General features: G+C 60.0%; 19 protein-coding genes. 8 read left to right on the top strand and 11 right to left on the bottom strand.

Annotated features, from left to right (window positions below):
• Positions 1–74: 74 nt before the first annotated feature.
• The 5 genes from U5G49_RS24460 to U5G49_RS24480 all read right to left on the bottom strand — a co-directional run bounded on the left by U5G49_RS24460 (position 75) and on the right by U5G49_RS24480 (position 4,901).
• Entirely contained in the window at positions 75–1,277 is a 1,203-nt protein-coding gene (locus U5G49_RS24460; protein WP_193444054.1) for an ROK family transcriptional regulator, read from the bottom strand.
• A 184-nt stretch (positions 1,278–1,461) separates the two neighbouring features.
• Positions 1,462–2,661 (bottom strand): MFS transporter, encoded by a 1,200-nt coding sequence (locus tag U5G49_RS24465; protein WP_193444056.1) that lies wholly within the window; start codon positions 2,659–2,661, stop codon positions 1,462–1,464.
• A 163-nt stretch (positions 2,662–2,824) separates the two neighbouring features.
• Positions 2,825–3,601 (bottom strand): SDR family oxidoreductase, encoded by a 777-nt coding sequence (locus U5G49_RS24470; protein WP_193444058.1) that lies wholly within the window; start codon positions 3,599–3,601, stop codon positions 2,825–2,827.
• Between the two features lie 25 nt (positions 3,602–3,626).
• Positions 3,627–4,490, bottom strand: a complete 864-nt coding sequence (locus tag U5G49_RS24475) for a MurR/RpiR family transcriptional regulator (protein ID WP_130767099.1) — start codon at positions 4,488–4,490, stop codon at positions 3,627–3,629.
• 21 nt (positions 4,491–4,511) lie between these two features.
• On the bottom strand, positions 4,512–4,901 hold the full coding sequence (locus tag U5G49_RS24480; protein WP_193444061.1) for a RidA family protein: 390 nt from the start codon (positions 4,899–4,901) through the stop codon (positions 4,512–4,514).
• A 110-nt stretch (positions 4,902–5,011) separates the two neighbouring features.
• Here U5G49_RS24480 and U5G49_RS24485 point away from each other — a divergent pair, with 110 nt between their 5' ends.
• The 5 genes from U5G49_RS24485 to U5G49_RS24505 all read left to right on the top strand — a co-directional run bounded on the left by U5G49_RS24485 (position 5,012) and on the right by U5G49_RS24505 (position 9,217).
• A complete protein-coding gene (locus U5G49_RS24485; RefSeq protein ID WP_193444063.1) occupies positions 5,012–5,494 on the top strand; it encodes a hypothetical protein in 483 nt (160 codons plus the stop codon).
• A 30-nt stretch (positions 5,495–5,524) separates the two neighbouring features.
• The gene (locus tag U5G49_RS24490; RefSeq protein ID WP_113543215.1) at positions 5,525–7,000 is read left to right on the top strand and encodes a M81 family metallopeptidase; all 1,476 of its coding nucleotides are present in this window, start codon (positions 5,525–5,527) and stop codon (positions 6,998–7,000) included.
• The gene (locus tag U5G49_RS24495; RefSeq protein WP_113543216.1) at positions 7,001–8,101 is read left to right on the top strand and encodes a D-TA family PLP-dependent enzyme; all 1,101 of its coding nucleotides are present in this window, start codon (positions 7,001–7,003) and stop codon (positions 8,099–8,101) included.
• 275 nt (positions 8,102–8,376) lie between these two features.
• Positions 8,377–8,730, top strand: a complete 354-nt coding sequence (locus tag U5G49_RS24500; RefSeq protein ID WP_193444065.1) for an ArsR/SmtB family transcription factor — start codon at positions 8,377–8,379, stop codon at positions 8,728–8,730.
• On the top strand, positions 8,717–9,217 hold the full coding sequence (locus U5G49_RS24505) for an SRPBCC family protein (protein WP_113543217.1): 501 nt from the start codon (positions 8,717–8,719) through the stop codon (positions 9,215–9,217). Before U5G49_RS24500 ends, U5G49_RS24505 begins: the two co-directional genes overlap by 14 nt.
• A gap of 160 nt (positions 9,218–9,377) precedes the next feature.
• On the opposite strand, the gene U5G49_RS24510 is transcribed toward U5G49_RS24505, so the two are convergent.
• The 5 genes from U5G49_RS24510 to U5G49_RS24530 all read right to left on the bottom strand — a co-directional run bounded on the left by U5G49_RS24510 (position 9,378) and on the right by U5G49_RS24530 (position 14,902).
• Positions 9,378–10,511 (bottom strand): ABC transporter ATP-binding protein, encoded by a 1,134-nt coding sequence (locus tag U5G49_RS24510; protein ID WP_246288885.1) that lies wholly within the window; start codon positions 10,509–10,511, stop codon positions 9,378–9,380.
• 202 nt (positions 10,512–10,713) lie between these two features.
• Complete coding sequence (locus U5G49_RS24515; RefSeq protein WP_018246089.1) at positions 10,714–11,919, bottom strand: ABC transporter substrate-binding protein; 1,206 nt, start codon at positions 11,917–11,919, stop codon at positions 10,714–10,716.
• A 73-nt stretch (positions 11,920–11,992) separates the two neighbouring features.
• Positions 11,993–12,850, bottom strand: a complete 858-nt coding sequence (locus tag U5G49_RS24520) for a carbohydrate ABC transporter permease (RefSeq protein WP_018448634.1) — start codon at positions 12,848–12,850, stop codon at positions 11,993–11,995.
• Complete coding sequence (locus U5G49_RS24525) at positions 12,847–13,731, bottom strand: carbohydrate ABC transporter permease (RefSeq protein ID WP_018448633.1); 885 nt, start codon at positions 13,729–13,731, stop codon at positions 12,847–12,849. Before U5G49_RS24525 ends, U5G49_RS24520 begins: the two co-directional genes overlap by 4 nt.
• 13 nt (positions 13,732–13,744) lie before the next feature.
• Entirely contained in the window at positions 13,745–14,902 is a 1,158-nt protein-coding gene (locus U5G49_RS24530; RefSeq protein WP_018448632.1) for a Gfo/Idh/MocA family protein, read from the bottom strand.
• A gap of 328 nt (positions 14,903–15,230) precedes the next feature.
• On the opposite strand from U5G49_RS24530, the gene yghX reads away from it, so the two are divergent.
• Positions 15,231–16,118 (top strand): YghX family hydrolase, encoded by an 888-nt coding sequence (gene yghX / locus U5G49_RS24535; protein WP_193444069.1) that lies wholly within the window; start codon positions 15,231–15,233, stop codon positions 16,116–16,118.
• A gap of 69 nt (positions 16,119–16,187) precedes the next feature.
• Here yghX and U5G49_RS24540 read toward each other — a convergent pair whose 3' ends face one another.
• Positions 16,188–17,561 (bottom strand): MmgE/PrpD family protein, encoded by a 1,374-nt coding sequence (locus U5G49_RS24540; protein WP_193444071.1) that lies wholly within the window; start codon positions 17,559–17,561, stop codon positions 16,188–16,190.
• Positions 17,562–17,600: 39 nt separating this feature from the next.
• Here U5G49_RS24540 and U5G49_RS24545 point away from each other — a divergent pair, with 39 nt between their 5' ends.
• Together U5G49_RS24545 and U5G49_RS24550 are read left to right on the top strand one after the other, a co-directional pair.
• On the top strand, positions 17,601–18,575 hold the full coding sequence (locus U5G49_RS24545) for a LysR family transcriptional regulator (RefSeq protein WP_193444073.1): 975 nt from the start codon (positions 17,601–17,603) through the stop codon (positions 18,573–18,575).
• A 37-nt stretch (positions 18,576–18,612) separates the two neighbouring features.
• Complete coding sequence (locus U5G49_RS24550; protein ID WP_193444076.1) at positions 18,613–19,518, top strand: LysR family transcriptional regulator; 906 nt, start codon at positions 18,613–18,615, stop codon at positions 19,516–19,518.
• The last annotated feature ends 118 nt before the right edge of the window (positions 19,519–19,636 follow it).

Genomic DNA, 19,636 nt, shown 5'->3' on the forward strand with positions numbered 1-19,636 from the left:
ACGGAATTGCTCTATCTCTTTGTTTTCACGCAACTCCGGACGCAAAACCGCTACGCACTTTTGCTGGAATTGCTCTAGCCGAGCGGCTTTTGCAGGACGTCGAAGCGCGGATTGGTTTCGGAAAAGATCGGCAGGGCGGCGGCGCCGAGGATCGCCGTATCCTTGCCGGTCATGCCGATCATGACGCGGGGCAATGTCCGCTTCTGGTTGGGGTCGATCGGGGTGTGCAGCGGCTCCAGCCGCTCGGCAAGCCGAAGCATCAGCGATGTCGAAATGCTGCCTCCAAGCACGATGGTCTGCGGATCGAAGGCCAGTTCCAGAAAGTCGACGGTCTGCCGCAGCGGCTGGACGGCCTGATCCAGCCAGGCGTCGAGACCTTCGCCGCCCTTGGCGATCAGCGCATCAAGATCATCAGGCGAAAGCTCCTCGGCGTTGGCAATGCCCATGAATTCGTAGGCAACGGCCGGCGAGACGTAGCGATCCAGACAGCCGCGCTTGCCGCAGCTGCAGAGCTTGCCTTGCGGTTCGACGATGATATGGCCGATCTCGCCGGCATTGTTGCGGCTGCCCTTGTAGAGGTGGCCGTCGAGGAACATTCCGGCGCCGATGCCACCGCCGCCGGCGAGAAAGAGATAGACGAAGCTGCCCAAACCGCGGGCGACACCGTGAAGACGCTCGCCGATCGCTGCTGCCGTCGCATCGTTCTCGACCAGCACCGGCACCTTCACCCGCTGTTCCAGCTCGTGCCCGACAGGAAAACCCTGCCAGCCGGGCAGATTCAGCGGGCTGAGAGAGGTGGTGCCGCCATCGGCATAGCGGCCGGGCAGGGCCATCCCGACGCCGAGCAGCCGGTTCCGGTCGAATGCGAAGACCTGCTGAAGATCCTCGACGATGGCTTGGAGCGCCGGCATGGCCCGTTGCGGATCCGGATGTTCGACATGCCGCTCGATGCGGGCGCAAACCGCGCCGGAGAGATCCGTCAGAACTCCGCTGGCGCGCTGGCGGCCAAGTTCGAGGCCGATCGAATAGGCGCCGCGCGGATTGATGGTGTAGGGAATGATCGGCTGGCCGCGCGCCAGCTTCTGCGCCTCGGACGGGACGAGAAGGTGCGATCTCTCCAGTTCCTCGACGATATTGGACACGGTCTGAGCAGTCAGTGCCGTCATCCGGGCGATCGCTGCGCGCGACAAGGGACCGTTCGTGCGGACAGCCTCGATCACCACACGCCGGTTGTGAGACTTGGCCTGCTCGAGATTCGTGCCGGAAATTGCCTTCATGTCGCCTTCAAAGAAATGGTGCGTCACCCTTGTCACAAGACGAACACCGATGAAAGCCACATTCTTCGTCACGTCCCTGGACTAAGCATGTCGCGCAAAACTGTGGCGCGGTGTTGCGACAACGACATGCGTAAAAACAAAGACCCAAAGCGCGACAAGCGAATCTGAAAGATCGCGACGCGCTTTAGCGGTCTTTGCCTCTATGCAGGAGGCCGATGATCGCTATCCCCGCCAATCCGGTGACGGCGCTCAGGATCGCGGTTCCCGAATAACCTGTCACGTAGGTGCCGGCGGCAAAGACCAGCGCACCGATCCCGGCGCTGGCAAAGATATTGACGGAGATCAGCGCACTACCGAGCCCCGGCCGGTCGGCGATCAGATCCTGCAGATAGGTGATCGGAATGCTGATGATTGCCGACGCTCCCATACCTGCAAGCAAGGTGAGCGCGTAGAGGTGCCACGGCTCAGAGGCAAAGCCGAGCAGGCTGAGGAACACGGCATAGATGATGGTACCGGCGGCAAGCGCCGTCATCTGGCCGGCCTTGCGCGCAATCCGCGACCAGACGATGATGAAGACGACTTCCAGCAATGCGACAATGCCGACGAGAATGCCGACGTCGCTCAGCCTGCCATGCGCAGCACCAGTGGCGATCAACGGCAGAAGGGCGTCATTGAGATGCAGCGTGCTGGTGATGAGCGCCACCCCGCAAATATGCGCCGAGATGCGCGGCGAAACCACCTGGCGAAGCGCGCCGAGATAGCTGAGATGATGAGCCGCCGCCATCTCCGTTCCCGTCCGCTTCGGCAGGGCGAAGACGATGATCCCCTGGCAGAGCAGGCATGAGATGCTGGCAAAAAGATAGGCCGGCAGCATGCTCGATGCGCCAGACAGCAGCAGGCCGGTGATGCCTGGGATCAGCACCCAGGACAGCGAGATCATGGCGCGCACACCCGAGTTGGCCGTCACCATGTCGCTTCGGTTCATGCCGTGCATCGCCGCGCGCGCATTGGCAAACAGTAGCGAGTTCAGCGCCCCGTAGATCGGCAGGGGCAGCAACCCGCTAATGACGAATATGGCCGCAGTCGGAAACGCGTAGACCATGCCGTAGCCGACGATGCCGAAGAGGCAGGCGCCGATCATCGTCGACCGGTACTCGCCAAGCCGGTCGGCGAGATTGCCGAGCAGGATGCTGATGACGACGTTCACCGCCGCCGAGATGAAACTCAGGAAGGAATAGAGGCCGTCGCTCAAGCCCAATTCGCGGATACCCACGACCGAACGATAGGGTGCGGTCATCGCCCCCGCCATTCCGAAGGTGAAAATGGCGATCATGCTGGCGCGGATCGACGGATTGCGGAAGACGTCGGGAAACAGTCGGCTCATGCGGTCATCGATCAGAAGTAAGCCGGCTTCACAACCTGCTCCTCTCGTCTTCCTCTGGAGCAATTCCAGGAAAAGTGCGAAGTGGTTTTTTGTCCGGAATTGGGTAAAAACAAAAAGTTAAAGCGGTTCTGCGGTTCCATGAAAAGTTGAACCGCTCTAGGTTTCAGTAATGTTCCGATTGCGAGAAGGTTCGCGCGAGCTCGGCCTGGCCGGCCGTGAGGCCGCAATCGACAGGCAGGCAGACGCCGGTGATCGCTGCAGCCAGGGGACCGGCAAGGAAGGCCACGGCATTGGCAACATCTTTCGGATCGACAACGCGCTGCAGCGGATACCAGCGGCGTGCTTCCTCGAAAACATTCGGATTGGCTGCCGCGCGTGCTTCCCAGGCCTGCGTCTTCACCGTGCCGGGCGCGACGGCGTTGGACCGGATGCCGAACTTGCCGTATTCCACGGCGACCAGTCGGGTGAAGTGCAGAAGGCCTGCCTTGGCGGCGCTATAGGCCGGGTGCCCGAAGACATGCATGCCGTTGACCGAGGCGATATTGACGACGGAACCCTTCGAGGCCTTCAGCATCGGCTCGAATGCGCGGAAACATAAGAATGCAGCCTCCAGATTGAGCGCATTATCCGCCCGCCAGATCTCGGGCGTCGTCTCGTGCAGGCTGGTGGCGCGGGCGGCACCGGCATTGTTGACCAGGGTTCGAACCACACCGGCCTCCGCAGCGCGTGTTGCCAATTCGGCAATGCTCGTCTCGCTGGTCACATCGCATCCGACGGCGACGAAGCGGTTGTCCGGCCCGAGCTTCGACGCCACGGTAGCCGCAGCCGCGGCATCGATGTCGGCGAGCAACACGACGTCGTGGTCATCGGCGAGCCGCGCGGCGATCGCCGCGCCGATATCGCCGGCAGCGCCTGTAACGATGGCTATCGACTGCGTCATTTTCTGTCGCTCCCCTACATGAACCTCAATCTCCAAGCAATTGCCGGTCGTCGCCGTCGCGGTGAATGACCAGTTGCTGCTTGATGCGCCGAAGCGTGGTCGTCGCCTTTGGCTGAACGGCGTAGGCAACCAGGCTCGACAGGATATCGACCGTCGCGATGTAGGCGATGCGCGTGGAGGTCGGGCGATAGATATTGTTACCTTCGGGAAGGTCGATCGGCACGACGATTTCGGCAGCCTTGGCAACCGGGCTGGCCGTCTGGGTGAGCGCTATCGTCTTCACCTTGGTCTGGCGGGCAAGCTCGAAGGCCCGCACCAGCTCCATATTGCGCCCGGAGAAGGACGAGCCGATCAATACGTCGCCCGGCCGTGCCGCGGCGGCCATCATCAGCTGCATGCTGTGGTCGGAACTTGCCGTGATGCGAAGCCCGAGACGGAAGAGCCGGTTTTGAAGTTCATCTGCGATCATCGACGAATTGCCGCCCGACCCGAACGCATAGATCATATCGGCCTTGGCGATATGCGAAACGGCGGCTTCGATCGCGGCAAGATCGAGCGACCGATGCAGGAGAAAGAGTGCGTTCTGGGCCTTGGTGATGATATCCTGGGCGACATCGGCCGGATCGGTGCTTTTCGATTCCGGTTTCAGATAGCGAACGCCGATATGGGCGGTGCGGGCGAGTTGCACCTTGAAGTCGGAAAAGCTCTCGCAACCGAGCCGTCGGCAAAAGCGGGTGACGGTCGGCGGCGATACCTCGGCCCGCTCCGCGAGTTCGATGATCGAGGCATTCACGGCAAACTCGAAATCGTTGACAATAATCTCCGCGATGCGGCTCTCGGAGGGAGAGAGCCGGCTCTTGTCTTCCTGCAGCGTTGAAAAGATATCCAAGCCCGTCCCCCCGATGGTTCTCTACTTATCCTTGTTCTTATAGGCCACGCAGTCGATCTCAACCTTGCAATCAACCATCATCGACGATTGCACACAGGCGCGCGCCGGCGGATGTTCGCCGAAATACTCCTGATAGATTTTATTGAAGGTCCAGAAGTCGCGCGGATCATCGAGCCAGACGCCGACGCGCACGACGTCCTCGACGCCGTAACCGGCCTCATCGAGGATCGCCAGGACATTGGCAATCGTCTTGTGGGTCTGAGCAATGATGTTGCCGTCGATGATTTCGCCATCTTCCATCGCAACCTGGCCGGAAACATACAGCCATCCGTCGGCTTCGACCGCACGTGCGAAAGGCAGCGCCTTGCCGCCGGCGCCCGTTTGAACAGTGCCATAGCGCTTGATGGGCATGCTGAGTCCTTGCAAATTATTTTCTTGATAAGTTGACAAGTGACCATAGAAAGCAGAATTTGACCAGTGAAAAACACAATTTATGAAAAGAATTTCAATCTGGGGCAGATATGCGCGATCCTTTCAAGAATCCTTTCCCGTCCGACAGCGCCCGGCGCGCTATCTGGGAGATGCTCGTTCCGCGCGATATCGATGCATTTCTGGCCGCCGATTGGTCGATGGTCGAACATGACTTCGTGGAAGAGGGCTTCATCGGCATCGATGGCCAAAAGGAAGTCAGCCCCGACAAGTGGCGCCTCGCATTTCCGACACTGTCTGCCTATCGCCAGGAATGGCTGAGGCAGGCGGAGGATTTCGCCAAACAGAGTTTCGCGGAAGATGCGCGCACGGCGATCTTCAACACGACGACGCTGGAAGATATCGAAATCGAAGGCGACATGGCGCTCGTCCGCAAGAAATTCGACGGCGGCATTTCCAAGCCTGACGGTACCCGAGACGTCATGCAATGGCAGACGCTCTATTATTGCAGGCTTCACCAAGGACGCTGGAAAATCTCAGGTTTCACCGGCTACCTGCCGAACCCGATGGGTTGACGCGGGGTCGACAACACGAAGGCGACTTTCTTGCGCATTTTCACGGCAGCACTGGCGACCGAGACCAACACCTTTTCCCCGATCTGCGTGGATCGTCGCGCATTCGAAGCGTCGCTTTATGCCCCGCCCGGCCAACATCCCGAAACACCGACACTCTGCACCGCGCCGATCACCGTCGGAAGGCGCGTCACTGCTGAAAAGGGTTGGGAGCTGATCGAAGGAACCGCCACCTGGGCCGACCCCGCAGGCCTCGTCAACCGGACGACCTACGAGGAATTGCGTGACGAAATTCTCGGTCAACTCCGCGCGGCAATGCCTGTCGACGCGGTTGTCATGGGCCTGCACGGCGCCATGGTGGCGGCCGGATACGAGGATACGGAAGGCGATCTTCTCTCGCGCATCCGCCAGATCGTCGGGCCTGATGTGCTCATCTGCGCCGAGCTCGATCCGCACAGCCATCTCACGGCAAAACGGGTCGCTGCACTCGATTTCGCGGTCTATTTCAAGGAGTTTCCGCATACCGACTTCGTCGACCGCGCCGAGGACCTCTGGCGCATCGCGGTCGAAACGCTCGAAGGCCGGGTCAAGCCTGATATGTCGGTGTTCGACTGCCGGATGATCGACGTTTTCCCGACATCGCGCGAGCCCATGCGCTCCTTCGTCGACAAGATCATGCAGATCGAGAAGGATGATCCGGACGTCCTGTCGATCTCGGTGGTCCACGGCTTCATGGTGGGCGACGTTCCTGAAATGGGAACGAAGCTGCTTGTCGTGACTGATAATAAGCCGGAAAAGGGCGCGGCTTTGGCGCGCGAACTCGGCCTGGAGCTGTTTTCGAAGCGCGGCACCTTCATGGTCCCGCAGATCGACGAGAAGGAAGCCGTCTCACGCGCGATGACCGCCACCGCATGGCCTGTTGTCATTACCGACGTCTGGGATAATCCGGGCGGCGGCACGGCAGGCGATGCGACTGTCATTCTCGGGGAGCTCATGGCCCGCGGCGTCACCAGTGCTGCGATCGGCACCATCTGGGATCCAGTGGCCGTCCAGATTTGTTTTGCAGCGGGCGAGGGGGCAGAAATTCCGCTGCGCTTCGGCGCCAAGTCGGCGCCCGGCACCGGCAATCCCATCGATGGCACCGTGAAGGTCGTCAAGCTGGTGAACAATGCCGAGATGCAGTTCGGCGAGAGCCTCGCACCTTTCGGCGATGCCGCACATATCGTCCTCAACGGCATCGACATCATCCTCAATTCGACTCGCGCCCAAAGCTTCGACCCGAGCCTGTTTTCGGTGATGGGTATCGATCCCGCCAGGCAGAAGATCCTGGTGATCAAATCCACCAACCACTTCTTCGCCTCCTTCTCGAAGATTGCGGCGGAAATCCTTTACTGCTCTGCCGGAACGCCCTATCCCAATAATCCGGCGACGACGCCGTACCAGCGGGCACCGAAGACCATATGGCCGATCGTCGCCGATCCACATGGAACAGAACGCGGAGCCGCCTAGATGCCTGATGCCAGGTTTGCCGTCGTCGCCAAGGCAGGAGACAGGATCGCCGATCTCTCGACGCCGCGTCCTGTGATCGACGAAGACCGGCTGGCAGCGAACATAAGCCGCGTTCAATCCTATATGGATCAGCACGGGCTGAATTTTCGCCCGCATATCAAGACCCACAAGATCCCGGCCCTGGCCGCCGCGCAGGTTGCCGCCGGCGCCAAGGGCATAAATTGCCAGAAGGTGACGGAAGCCGAAGTCTTTGCCGCTGCCGGCTTCGAGGACATCCTCATCACCTTCAACATCCTGGGACCACAGAAACTCGAGCGCCTGGCCAAGTTGAACGACAGAATTTCCGCCCTCAAGGTCGTCGCCGACAGCGAAGTGACGGTCGACGGGCTCGCAGCGCATTTCTCCGGCCACAAGCCGCTTACGGTCCTGGTCGAATGCGATACGGGCGGCAGCCGCTGCGGCGTGCAGACATCAGGAGAGGCGGCCTCGCTCGCCAAGCGCATTGCCGCTGCCGACGGTCTGGTGTTCGGCGGCATCGTGACCTACCCGAAGCCGCAATCGGCGGCCGCCGTGGAAGCCTTCATCGCCGAAACGCTGCAACAGCTGACATCGGAAGGCATTGACTGCCCGATCGTCAGCAATGGCGGAACGCCGAGCCTTTTCGAGGCGCATCTCGTCACCTCGGCCACGGAACACCGCGCCGGCACCTATATCTACAATGATCGCCAGATGGTGCGCATGGGCCATTGCACCGAGGACGATTGCGCCATGCATGTGCTGGCAACCGTCGTGTCGCGGCCAAACGCCGACCGCGCCGTTATCGATGCCGGCTCGAAGGCTCTGACATCGGATCTTCAGGGTTTTAGCGATTACGGACTGATCGTCGGTTATCCCGAGGCACGGATCAGCAGCCTCTCGGAAGAGCATGGCGTCATCGACCTTTCGAACTGCGCCGGCCCCCGGCCGCAGATCGGCGAGAAGCTCTTCATCATCCCGAACCACACCTGCGTGGTGTCCAACCTGTTCGATACGATGGTCTTCCACCGCGGCGGCATCGTCACCCGCGTCGAAGAGGTCGCGGCCCGCGGCCTCGTCTGGTAGGAGCCGGTTCGGGTTGAGGGCGAAGTGGCCCTGATCGCCGAAGGTATCGGTATCAGCAACGAGTATCAGAACACGTGCGCGCGGCGGACTGCTTTCGGAGAGCAGGCGTTGAATGCTGACATTCGTTCATCAGCGGCTCGCAGGTCCGCTTTTGACCCACGCAGACGATTTTTTGCTGCCGCCGCCGCGGCGCATGACCTCGGATGACCGGTCTACGGCATGAAAATTTCGGGACACTTGCGCTTCCTGCGCAAGCAGGTTAAACACTGAACTAGATGGTTCAGTATCTAAGTCCTCCCCTCGACCTCTCGTTTCCGGCGCTGTCCGATGCGACCCGCCGCGGGATCATCGATCAGCTTGGGCGAGGGGACGCGTCGATTACCAGTCTCGCGGATAAGTTCCAGATGACGCTGACAGGCATGAAGAAGCACGTCCAGGTTCTCGAGCGGGCGGGGCTCGTCGTCACGCAGAAGGTCGGACGGGTGAGAACCTGCAAGCTCGGGAAACGCGGCCTCAAGGCGGAGGCCGAATGGATCGAGGCGCATCGCAAGCTCTTCGAAGCCCGCTTCGAAGCATTGGACGAAATCATCAGCGAAATGAAACGGGAGGGAAGCGATGACTCAAGTTAACATTGCAGGTGGTGCGCAGAACCGCACGTCAGTCGAGCGCCGGGGGGATCGCGAACTCGTCGTAACGCGGACATTCAATGCGCCGCCGAGCACGGTTTACAGGGCGTGGAGCCAGCCCGAGCTGTTCCAACGCTGGTGGGTGCCAAAATCGGTATCCGGCGTTTCGCTCGTATCGTGCGATATGGACGTCCGTACCGGCGGCAAATATCGGCTGGAATTCGGCTCCGGCGGTTCGGACACCATGGCCTTCTATGGAAAGTATCTCGAGGTGGTGCCGAACGAGCGCATCGTCTGGACCAACGACGAGGGCGAAGAGGGCGCGATCACGACCGTGACCTTCGAGGACCAAGGCGGAAGGACACTACTGAAATACCACGAGGTCTATCCGTCCAAGGAGGCGCTTGAGGAAGCACTACAGGGCTCGGCGGCCGCATTGCCGGAGCAGCTGGAGCAGCTCGACGAATTGCTTTCCAGCATAGGCGAGTAGCGCGGGTCGGGAAGTTCGCCCCAGGGAACGTCTGCACATAGGGATTCGTGAAATTCCCCGGCTAGGTAATATCTGCCGGCCGGCAGCCGTAATTGCCTCGCGTCTCATCGCCCCTGGACTCGACCCTGCAGGACGAACCGCCGACACGAAACCAGTCGGTTCAAGCTGCCGTCGGATTGATCACGTTCATATCGATTTCGGTGAGCTCCACGCGCCGCTCGAAGGCTACGCCCGCCTCGTCGAACAGGTGGCAATCGACGGCATTGATGCCGGTCGCAACCGGCGCGTCCGCGCGGATGCCGACGCTGCCGGGCAGCATGGCGCAGAAATTCTCGGCCTCGCCGTTGAGCGAGGCGTAAGCAACAGTATTGGCCCCGAGGCGCTCGATGACCGTCGGCGTCACGGTAAAGACGATATCGCCGCCGCCGAGCTGGATATGCTCCGGCCGGATGCCGAGCGTCAAAGCCTTACCGGTCATGCCATCGCGCGGCGTCACCCGCAACAGGGCTGTCTGGCCCTGATACTCCACCTCGACGCCATTGGCGCTGACGCTTTTGCAGGTCACGGGAAGAAAATTCATTTTCGGATTGCCGATAAAGCCGGCGACAAACTGATTTCTGGGCTTGTGATAAAGCTCCAGCGGCGCCCCCGTCTGGGAGATATCGCCGGAATCCAGCACGACGATACGGTCGGCCATGGTCATCGCCTCGACCTGGTCGTGCGTCACATAGATCATCGTCGCCTTCAACTGCCTGTGCAGCTTGGCAAGCTCGATGCGCATGTCGGCGCGAAGTGCTGCGTCGAGGTTGGAGAGCGGCTCGTCGAACAGGAATATCTTCGGTTCGCGCACGATGGCGCGGCCGATCGCCACGCGTTGGCGCTGGCCACCGGACAGCATGCCGGGTTTCTGCTGCAGCCGTTGTTCGAGGTGAAGGATGCGCGCTGCATTTTCCACCTTGGCCTTGAGCTTTTCCTCCTCCATCTTTTCGACGCGAAGCGGAAAGGCGATGTTCTCGAAGACCGTCATGTGCGGGTAGAGCGCGTAGGACTGGAACACCATGGCGATGCCGCGCTTGACCGGCGGCAGGTCATTGACCCTGATACCATCGATGACGATGTCGCCCGCGCTCGTCGCGTCGAGACCGGCAATCATGCGCAGCAAGGTGGACTTGCCGCAGCCTGACGGGCCGACGAAGACGACGAACTCGCCGTTCCTCACATCGAGCTGCACGCCCTTCAGAACTTCGTAGTCGCCATAGAACTTCTGAACTTTGTTGAGAAAGAGCTGTCCCAAAAATCTGTCTCCACCGGCGGCCTTCGTCGCACATTCGATCATCGTTCCTGCATATTCCTTAAATCGGATTCGATTTAGAGATGAAATTATGCAGCAATTCAAAGTGTTACAGCGTTCCCTTGCGGCTCTCGAAAAGACGCGCGGCGCTGTAGGGGAGGGATCGCGGGCTGTTGCCGTCCGCGATCCCAAGGTGCCCAAAAGCTTACTTGAACGCCTCGACTTCGCCAGCAGCCTTCTTGAGCGCCGCTTCCGGCTCGGCCTTACCCGTCACCACGGACTGGATCATCTCGATCATCGAGTTCTGGAAGCCCTTATAGTCGGTGAAGAGCGGCTCGGGACCACCATAGCTGATGCCGTCGATCAAGGGCTTCCAGTAAGGATCCTTGGCGACGAACTCGTCGACCTTTGCGGACGGACGCAGGGGAGTGAGGCCGGCGCCGCCCTGCAGTTCGTATTCGGACTGCACATCGGGCGAGGTGATGAACTTGGCAAATTCCGTCGCCTTGTCCTCGACCCCTGAACCCTTGAAGATCGCCAGGCTGTCGGTGATCAGCAGCGTGCCGGGGCCCTTGGCGTCGGGACCGAGCGGCAGTGTCGTGATGCCCCAGCTGATCTTCGTTTTCTTCAGGCGGTCGGCCGCACCCGAGCCTGCCTGGATCATCGCGACCTTGCCGTCGAGGAAGATGGCGCGGACTTCGTTCTGCTCGTAGGCCGTCGGGCCTTCTTCGGAGTAGGGAACGATATCCTTGTAGGCCTTCAGCGCAGCAAGAATCTCAGGGCTGTCGAGCGTGACCTTGCCGTCGGCATCGATCACCGCACCGTTGTTGGTGTAAACCCAATGCATGAACTGGTGCATCGTGTTGTCGAAGGTCTTGGCGGAGAGACCGAAGCCCGGAATGCCGGTCTTTTCCTTGATGGTCTTTGCCATCTCGATTTCTTCAGCCCAGGTCTTCGGAGGCGTCTCGGGATCGAGGCCGGCCTGCTTGAAGAGGTCCTTGTTCCAATAGAGCGCCTTGGTAGAGAAGGCGATCGGAACGCCCCACTGCGAGCCCTCAAAGGTGACCGTGTCGACGATGTGCGGATAGTAGGTCTTCTTCTCGTCGTCCGTCATCGGCACCGGAACGATGAGGTCGTTCTGCGCGAACTCCTTCAGCGTGCGCGAACCGACATAAGCCATCGCCACCGGCGTGCCGGCGGCGGCGAGAGTCGTTGCCTTGTCCTGGCACTGCGCCCATCCGACGACCTCAGGAGCGATCTTCCAGCCTGTGTTCTTTTCTTCCCACTGCTTGATGTATTTGGTGTGGACCGGGTCGATCGTGTCGCCGCAATAGATCCAACTGATTTCCTTGTCGGCCGCCTGGACAGTGACTGTGGTCAATGCCGTCGAACCGAGCAAAGCGAGCCCCATAAGGCCTGTCTTGATGGTAATGCTCACGTCGTGACTCCCATTCTTGTGTTAGCTGTTCACTCGTTTTTTGGTCTTATTGTTTCACCGCACCGGCGGTCAGCCCGCCGACAAGGTAGCGCTGAAGGAAGAAGATAACGACCATCGCCGGCGCGATACCGACGAAGGAAGCCGCCATCAGTTCGTTCCAGATGACCTCCTGCTTGCCGAAGTAAGCAAAGAGCCCCACCGGCAAGGGCATGTATTCGGTCTTCGAGTTGAACGTCAGCGCGAAGATGAATTGCTGGGCGTAAGCGCCGATGAAGGTGGTTATGGCGACGACGATAATCCCCGGCATCGCGATGGGCAGGATGACACGGCGAAGCGTGTAGAAATGGCTGGCGCCATCCATATAGGCCGCTTCGTTCAGCTCCTGCGGAATACGGATCATGTAGGTGCGCAGCAGCCAGATCGCCGAAGGGATCAGGAAGGCGACGCCCGGCACGATCATCGCGAGATAGGTGTTGAGCACACCCATGCTGCGCATCAGCCGGAAGAGCGGGATCAACAGCACGGCGCCGGAGAACATGTTCACGGTCAGGAATGCGCCGAGCAGGATCCCCATGCCCTTGAATTCGAACTTCGCGAAAGCATAGGCGGCCGGAATGACGAGGCAAAGCACGATCAGCGTGACAATGATCGAGATGAAGAACGAGTTGAAGATATAGCGCCCGAAGCCCGGCACGCTGATCCACATCGTTCGGTAGGCTTCGAACGAGCCGTTCTCCGGCCAGAAGCGGTAGGGCGAGGAGAAGAGCTGGCTGAGCGGCTTCAGTGAAACCAGGAAACCTTCAACGAAGGGCGACAGCACGAAGAAAAGAAACAGCGCGATGCCGCAATAAATCAGAATGATTTCCCACCAGCGATAACGGTCGATCATGGCTGCACTGCTCATGCGCGCTTCTCCGGATTGAGGCGGCGGGTAACGCGGAAATAGGCGAAGCAGAAGAGCGACAGGAAGATGCAGATCAAAACGGCGCGCGCTGCACCTTCACCGTATTTCTTCGAGCCGATCGCGGTCTGATAGGTATCGATGATCATCGTCGTCGTCTCGCCGCTCGGTCCGCCCTGAGTCAGAATCCAGATGATGTCGAAGGAGTTGAAGGTGGCGATCAGCGAGAGCATCGACATGGTGATGATCGCCGGAACCATCAGCGGCAGCGTGATGCGGCGGAAGCGATACCAACGACCGGCGCCGTCGGTCCAGGCGGCCTCGTAGAGATCCTTCGGAATCGATTGGATCGCCGCCAGGAAATAGATCGTCACCAGCGGCACGCCGATCCACACGTCGGTGATGATCGTGGCCCAGAAGGCCGTGCTTCCATAGGCGAGGAAGGCGACCGGGCCGTCGACGAGACCGAAGCGCTGCAACATGCCCGATATCATCCCGAACTGGCCATTATACATCCAGCCCCACATGAAGATGCCGATCGCCATCGGCACGATCCATGGCGGCATGGTCAAGAGCCGGAACAATGAGCGGCCGGGCACCGCGGCATTCAGCATGGTCGCACCGAACGTGCCGATCACCATTTTCAAGGCGACCGAGAAGAACGTCCAGATGAAGGTACGGAAGATGACCTCCGCAAACCGCGCATCGAAGATCTTCTCGTAATTGATCCAGCCGACCCAATTGGTGGTCTTTTTGAGGGAGGCATCGGTGAAGGAGAGAATGAACGTGTCGACCAGCGGGTAGGCGACGATCGCGAGAACATAAAGGACAGCCGGAAGAAGAAGGATCCAGGCGAAGATGACCGTGCTTCTTTGAACACTCATCTTGCCGACCTCCTCAAGCCGCTCTTGCGTGAAGGGCTTCGTCGAAGCGGTCCCAGACGGGTCTGAGATCGACGACCATTTTCTTCATCCTCGCTTCGTCCATCGCCAAGGCGAGGATGCCGGCTTCGAGCGCATTCAGCGTCGAAACAGGAAGCTCGAGCCCGGTGCGCACGCTTTCAAGCAGGTCGCTCGCCATCTGTTCATCGGCGCCGTAATGCTGGGACAGCTCCGTGGCGGCATATTTGTTTTCGACCACCTTGTTGCCGGTCAGCTGTTCGTGCACGTCGAGATAGCCGCGAACGAAATCGCCTTCGGCCATGCCGCGCGAGCCCATGATGGCGAAACGGCGGAACTGGTCGGGCACGTTCAGATTGGTGTGGAAGTTCATGCCGACGCCATTGGCATATTCGACGATCGCGACCTGATAGTCGATGATATCGGCGTCGCTGTCGAAGACCTTGTCCGACCCCATCCATCCGCTCGGCTTGCGGTGGAAAAGCTCGAGGTCGTTGATACCCTCGCGCGCCGGGTCGTTGTCCGGAATGAAACTCTTGCGGCCGCCGAAACTTGCAACGCGCTCCGGCCGTGCACCGACGACACCATTGTAGAGATCGAGGTCGTGGCAGCATTTCTCCAGCATGAAGCTGCCGGAATAGCGCTCATAGCGGCGCCAGTCGCGCATGAAGAAGGCGCCATGATAAGGCTCGATATGTTCGGAGGCCTCGATCGACACGATCTGGCCAAGCTTGCCCTCGGCCTGGATGGCGCGCAGATCCTTATATAGAGGAGAATAGCGCAGGACGAGACCGACCATCAGCCGCTCGTGGCCGAATTTTGCCATCAGATGGGCAAGCTCGATACTTTCTGTGATGGTCGTGACGATCGGCTTTTCGCAGAAGACCTTGAGGCCGGCTTGAAGTCCGAGCCTGATATGATCGAGATGCAGGTGATTGGGAGAGCCGATCATCAGCAGATCGAGCTTTTCGGAAGCGAGGAGTTCCTCCGGCGAGCCATAGGCCTTGCCGACTGAAATTCCCTTTTCCGTCAATCCGGGAAGTCCGGCAGGTTCCGGATCCACATAGCCTACGATGTCGAAGCTGCTATCAATTGCCTTGAAAACATAGCCGAGATAGCCGAGCCGGAATCCTAGCCCGATGATTCCCACTTTCATGCCGATCAAGTTCCCATTTAGTAATTTATTTTCTTTAAGTTGGGACAAAAATCGGGAGGCGTCAATAGAAAACGGGCCTCAAAGCGCGAGTATGAAATTAATTTTCATAGATCGGTAGCCGGCGGTCGATTGATGGCTGCAACCGGCCGGACGCCGATTGCCAAAGGGAATAGTGCGCATCTCTTGAAGCCGGGGCGGCGAATTTAGCGCCTGTTGGCGCAGCCGCCGATCGTCCCGGCAAGCTCACGCGGAACTCGCGAAATGTTGAAAAGAGCCGCGAGTTTGCGTGTGTAGGATGGGGGACAACCGGAGGCAAGGAGGAGCCATCATGACACGTATGACAGCCAAGGATTTCCCTCAGGAACTTCTCGAACTCTACGATTATTACGCGCACGGGAGAATTACCAAGCGCGAGTTTCTCGACCGGGCCGGCAAATTCGCTGTCGGCGGCGTGACGGCAGCCGCCATTCTTGCATCACTGAGCCCTGACTATGCGCTGGCGACCCAGGTCGAGTTCACTGACCCCGATATATCAGCCGAATACATCACCTATCCTTCGCCGAAAGGAAATGGAGATGTCCGCGGCTATCTCGTCCGCCCCGCAAAGGCCGCCGGCAAAATCGCGGCCGTGGTGGTCGTTCATGAGAATAGGGGCCTGAACCCCTATATCGAGGATGTGGCGCGGCGCGTGGCAAAGGCGGGTTTCATCGCGTTGGCGCCGGATGGCCTGACCTCGGTCGGAGGCTATCCTGGCAACGATGAAAAGGGGCGGGAGCTCCAGCAGAAGGTCGACCCGGAAAAGCTGATGAACGATTTCTTCGCGGCGGTCGAATTTTTGATGCACAGCGATCTCACCACCGGCAAGGTCGGCATCACCGGCTTCTGCTATGGCGGCGGCGTTGCCAACGCTGCGGCGGTCGCCTATCCGGAACTTGCCGCAGCCGTGCCCTTTTACGGCAGGCAGCCGCGCGCCGAAGACGTGCCGAAGATCAAGGCGCCATTGCTTCTCCATTATGCCGGGCTGGACAAAGGGATCAACGAAGGCTGGCCAGCCTATGAAGCTGCGCTGAAGTCATCGGGAAAAACATTCGAGGCCTACATCTATCCTGACGTCAATCACGGCTTTCACAATGATTCCACGCCCCGCTACGACGAAGCGGCAGCCAAGCTCGCCTGGCAGCGAACGGTCGATTGGTTTACGAAATACCTCGCCTGAGAAGGCTTGGCTTAGACGATGCTGCAGGCGGGGAGGCTTTCCCCGCCGTTTATCCGTGCCCGTGGCTTGTCAAGGCGACTGACGGTCTGTGATCAGGCTCCAGAAAGGATCGTCGCCGGACAGGTTTTCCAAATCGGCAAGCCTGCGAAGCTGCAGGAAAGAGGCGCCGGACACATTCCGTTTTCCCCAGCGCAAGCAGTCGATGAACTTGACTTCACGTTCATCAACGCTCATCGGCGCTTCGAGCGATCCCTTCGCATGCAAGCGGGACTTGTTCAAAATGCGCCCGTCGCGCATCGTGACCGTGACGACATGCGGCAGGCGCTCCACGCCCTTTTCCTCATCGGCCGAATAGGACTGCATTTCGATGCGCGGCATGAATTCCCGGATTTCCGGCCGTCCGATCTCCTGCCGTGTAAAGTCCGAAAGGCTAAGAGCGCCTTTGACGAAAGCTGTCGCCAGGCAATATTGCATCGAGAAGCGGGCCTGCATCTCGTCGGCGGGGTCGGGATAAGCGAGGTTGCGGACAGCGGATATCCCGACTTTCGTCTCGATCCTGGCAATGTCGCCCACCAAAAGCCCATGCTCCTGCTTCAGATCCAGAAGCGCGTCGATCGAGCGATGGGTGGAGGCGCAACAAGGATGGCGCTTGGTGACCACACCCCGGCTTTCGATGATATGCTCTTCGTCAAATGTCAGGCCTTCCCAACCCTTGGCATCATCGCCTCCGTAAAGGTCGAGGAAGCCTTGCGGCCGCTCGAGGATATCCGGCCGCCCACTCATGCCCGCAAGCGCCATGCGCGCCGCATCCACGGCATTGCGCGCTGCAATGCCGGCGTGAAGCGGTTTGGCGGTCGTGCCGAATTGCCCTTTCGGGCCACAGGCGAAGCTCGTCGCGAGGCTCATGGCCGCGACTAAGCCGTTTTCGCCGGCACCGAGAAGCCGTGCCCCGCCAGCCGCAGCCCCAATGCTGCCGACCGTCGCCGTCGCGTGCCAGCCCCTGTTGTAGTGAGACGGATTGACGCCGAAGCCGACCGCCGCCTGCGCTTCCAGCCCGGCCAGATAGGCCTCGAGAAACCGTCTTCCGCTTGTCACCTTGCCGCTCGTCAGAACCGCCAGCAGCGCCGGCACCAGCACCGCGGAAGCATGCGCCCTCGCCGGATGGAAATTGTCATCGAAATCGAGCGCATGAGCCGCCGTTGCGTTGATGAGTGCGGCGAGCGAGGGCGAGGCGGAGCCGCCGGTGACGAGCCGCGCTTCGCCGCCTCCGACGATTTCCCCGTCGAAGGCGCGGGTGAGCGCGGCAACGCTTTCATCGCCGCTGCCTGCAATCATGCAGCCGATGGTGTCCACCGCAGCATCTCTTGCCCGGTCCATGGCGAGGTTTGAGAACGTCGTTCGCGACAGGACCTGTCCCGCGATCTTCCGGAGAATGGTGGCCATTGACGAAAGTCTTTCCGTGAGTTTGGTTCTCAGCGGAAAATGTTCAACTTTCCGCAGGTCCGCAATCTTATGCGGTTTGCGGGTAGGGCTATCGACATTGGAGATAGAATGGCGCGAGACACGAGCGCGGCAATCAGCCTGAAGCATATCGAGGCCTATGACGCCATCGCCGCCACGGGCTCGACGATCGCCGCTTCCGTCGAGCTTGGAATCTCGCAATCGAACGCCAGCCGCCTGTTGCAGCAACTGGAAGACTATCTCGGCGTCCGGCTTTTCGACCGGGAAAAGAACCGGCTTCAACCGACCCGCGAGGGGCTGCAGCTCGGCCCGGAAATCCGTGCCATTTCCGACCGGCTACGCGCTTTGAAAACGGCGGCGATGGAGCTTGAGAGCGGTCGATCGCGCGAGATCATGCTGCGGCTCGCCTTTCCCGCCAGCCTTTCCTCGACGCGCATTCCGAAGCTGGTGAAGAGCTTTCTCGCCGCGAATGGTCCGATGCGCGTCGAAGTCGCATCCGGCAGCTATCTCGCAATAGAACGGATGGTGGCCGACGGCGAGGCCGATCTCGGTTTCGCGCGTCTGCCGCTGATGAGCCCGGGATTGAAACAGGAGAAGATCCTGTCGTCGCGGATCATTTGCGCCCTGCACAACGATCATCCCAAGGCCGGCAGCCGCCTGTTGTCTGTCGGCGACCTGAAGGGGCAGGATCTGATCATGCTGAATAGGGAGCGACCGGTTCGCCATGAGTTGGAGGCGTTGTTTTACAAGGCCGGCATCCGTCAACGCCCCTTGCTCGAGGCACATTCGGTGGCGAGTGCCTGTGCGCTAGCCGCCCAGGGGCTCGGCATTGCGCTGGTCGGCGAGATCATCGCCCGTGAATATGCGACGCTGCCGCTGCAGTTCATTCCGCTCGAACCGGAACTGCCGGTTGCCTATGCGCTGATCAGCGGAGAGAAATTTCCGATGCCTAAGGCAGCCGGCCTCTTCCTTCAAAGCATTTCGGACTGGGCATGATGACGGTGTATGAACCGTCCCGGGGGATCGAAAACGCATGAATATCAAGCAACTGGAAGTCCTGCGCACGCTTCTGGCGACGGGATCGACGATTGCCACGGCAAAGACGATGGGGCTCAGTCAATCCGGCGTCAGCCGCCTCTTGCAACAGCTCGAGGCGGACCTTTCGATGTCGCTGTTCGTGCGCGACAAAGGCCGTCTCGTCCCCACCCCCGAGGCCCTGCTTCTTGCCCGCGATGCCGAGAACATCTTGCTTGCGGTCGATCGGATGTCGGGCCATGCGGAGGACTTAAGAAGCGGCGCCGCCGGCCCGGAGATCGTCCGCATCGGCCTGCCGAGCAGCATGTGGGAGCATTTCGCGCCGGCAATGCTGGCCGATTACATCAGCGATTTCCCCGGTGTGCGGATCGAAACCTTCTTCGAGACGACGACCGCGATCAACAAGCTCGTCGAGCAGCGGGTGATCGATTTCGGCTTTCTACGCATGGAGGGCGAGAGCGGACCGGGCATCGAGGTCGAGCGCGTCGCGACCGGCGAAAGCGTCTGCGTCGTTCCAAAGGATCATCCTCTTGCGAAACTGGAGGAAATCACGGTCAGGAATTTGCGCGACGTTCCTCTCATTCTGATTGGCCGCCAACGGCCGAACCGCATGGCGCTCGACCAGACCTTCCGGCGGGCCGGCATCAAGCAGATCGTCAAGATCGAAACGCATACCAACAGTTCCGCCTGTTCCTATGTCGCGCATGGCCTTGGGGTCACGATCATCAGCAGCTTTTATGCGAATCTCTATCGCCACCTGCCGGTGGTTCACCGTCCTTTCGTGCCACGCGCGACCCAGGAATTCGGATTGGCGAGGGCGGTCGGGACGCCACTCTCGATTGCCGCCCACGCTCTAAGCGACGCCTTGAAGCGACAGATCAAGCTTTCGCAAAAAGACATTTAAAATCAAATTTTTAGCCTGAATTCTTACGCGAACGCAGCCGCTTTGGTTGCGGTCGTATTCCGCATAGACTTATGACGGAATCGCATAATATTGCGGATATTTCTTCATTCGATCATAG

The sequence above is a fragment of the Rhizobium indigoferae genome (genome assembly GCF_034554815.1).
Classification (GTDB): Bacteria; Pseudomonadota; Alphaproteobacteria; order Rhizobiales; family Rhizobiaceae; genus Rhizobium; species Rhizobium leguminosarum.

What these genes read in the sequence shown, in the direction of transcription:
- U5G49_RS24545 (WP_193444073.1), top strand. Translation starts at nt 17,601, where the DNA reads ATGTTCAACTTTCCGCAGGTCCGCAATCTTATGCGGTTTGCGGGTAGG.
- U5G49_RS24480 (WP_193444061.1), bottom strand. Translation starts at nt 4,901, where the DNA reads ATGCCCATCAAGCGCTATGGCACTGTTCAAACGGGCGCCGGCGGCAAG.
- U5G49_RS24530 (WP_018448632.1), bottom strand. Translation starts at nt 14,902, where the DNA reads ATGAAAGTGGGAATCATCGGGCTAGGATTCCGGCTCGGCTATCTCGGC.
- yghX (WP_193444069.1), top strand. Translation starts at nt 15,231, where the DNA reads ATGACACGTATGACAGCCAAGGATTTCCCTCAGGAACTTCTCGAACTC.
- U5G49_RS24500 (WP_193444065.1), top strand. Translation starts at nt 8,377, where the DNA reads ATGGTTCAGTATCTAAGTCCTCCCCTCGACCTCTCGTTTCCGGCGCTG.
- U5G49_RS24485 (WP_193444063.1), top strand. Translation starts at nt 5,012, where the DNA reads ATGCGCGATCCTTTCAAGAATCCTTTCCCGTCCGACAGCGCCCGGCGC.
- U5G49_RS24505 (WP_113543217.1), top strand. Translation starts at nt 8,717, where the DNA reads ATGACTCAAGTTAACATTGCAGGTGGTGCGCAGAACCGCACGTCAGTC.
- U5G49_RS24460 (WP_193444054.1), bottom strand. Translation starts at nt 1,277, where the DNA reads ATGAAGGCAATTTCCGGCACGAATCTCGAGCAGGCCAAGTCTCACAAC.
- U5G49_RS24515 (WP_018246089.1), bottom strand. Translation starts at nt 11,919, where the DNA reads ATGGGGCTCGCTTTGCTCGGTTCGACGGCATTGACCACAGTCACTGTC.
- U5G49_RS24470 (WP_193444058.1), bottom strand. Translation starts at nt 3,601, where the DNA reads ATGACGCAGTCGATAGCCATCGTTACAGGCGCTGCCGGCGATATCGGC.
- U5G49_RS24520 (WP_018448634.1), bottom strand. Translation starts at nt 12,850, where the DNA reads ATGAGCAGTGCAGCCATGATCGACCGTTATCGCTGGTGGGAAATCATT.
- U5G49_RS24550 (WP_193444076.1), top strand. Translation starts at nt 18,613, where the DNA reads ATGAATATCAAGCAACTGGAAGTCCTGCGCACGCTTCTGGCGACGGGA.
- U5G49_RS24525 (WP_018448633.1), bottom strand. Translation starts at nt 13,731, where the DNA reads ATGAGTGTTCAAAGAAGCACGGTCATCTTCGCCTGGATCCTTCTTCTT.
- U5G49_RS24540 (WP_193444071.1), bottom strand. Translation starts at nt 17,561, where the DNA reads ATGGCCACCATTCTCCGGAAGATCGCGGGACAGGTCCTGTCGCGAACG.
- U5G49_RS24495 (WP_113543216.1), top strand. Translation starts at nt 7,001, where the DNA reads ATGCCTGATGCCAGGTTTGCCGTCGTCGCCAAGGCAGGAGACAGGATC.
- U5G49_RS24465 (WP_193444056.1), bottom strand. Translation starts at nt 2,661, where the DNA reads ATGAGCCGACTGTTTCCCGACGTCTTCCGCAATCCGTCGATCCGCGCC.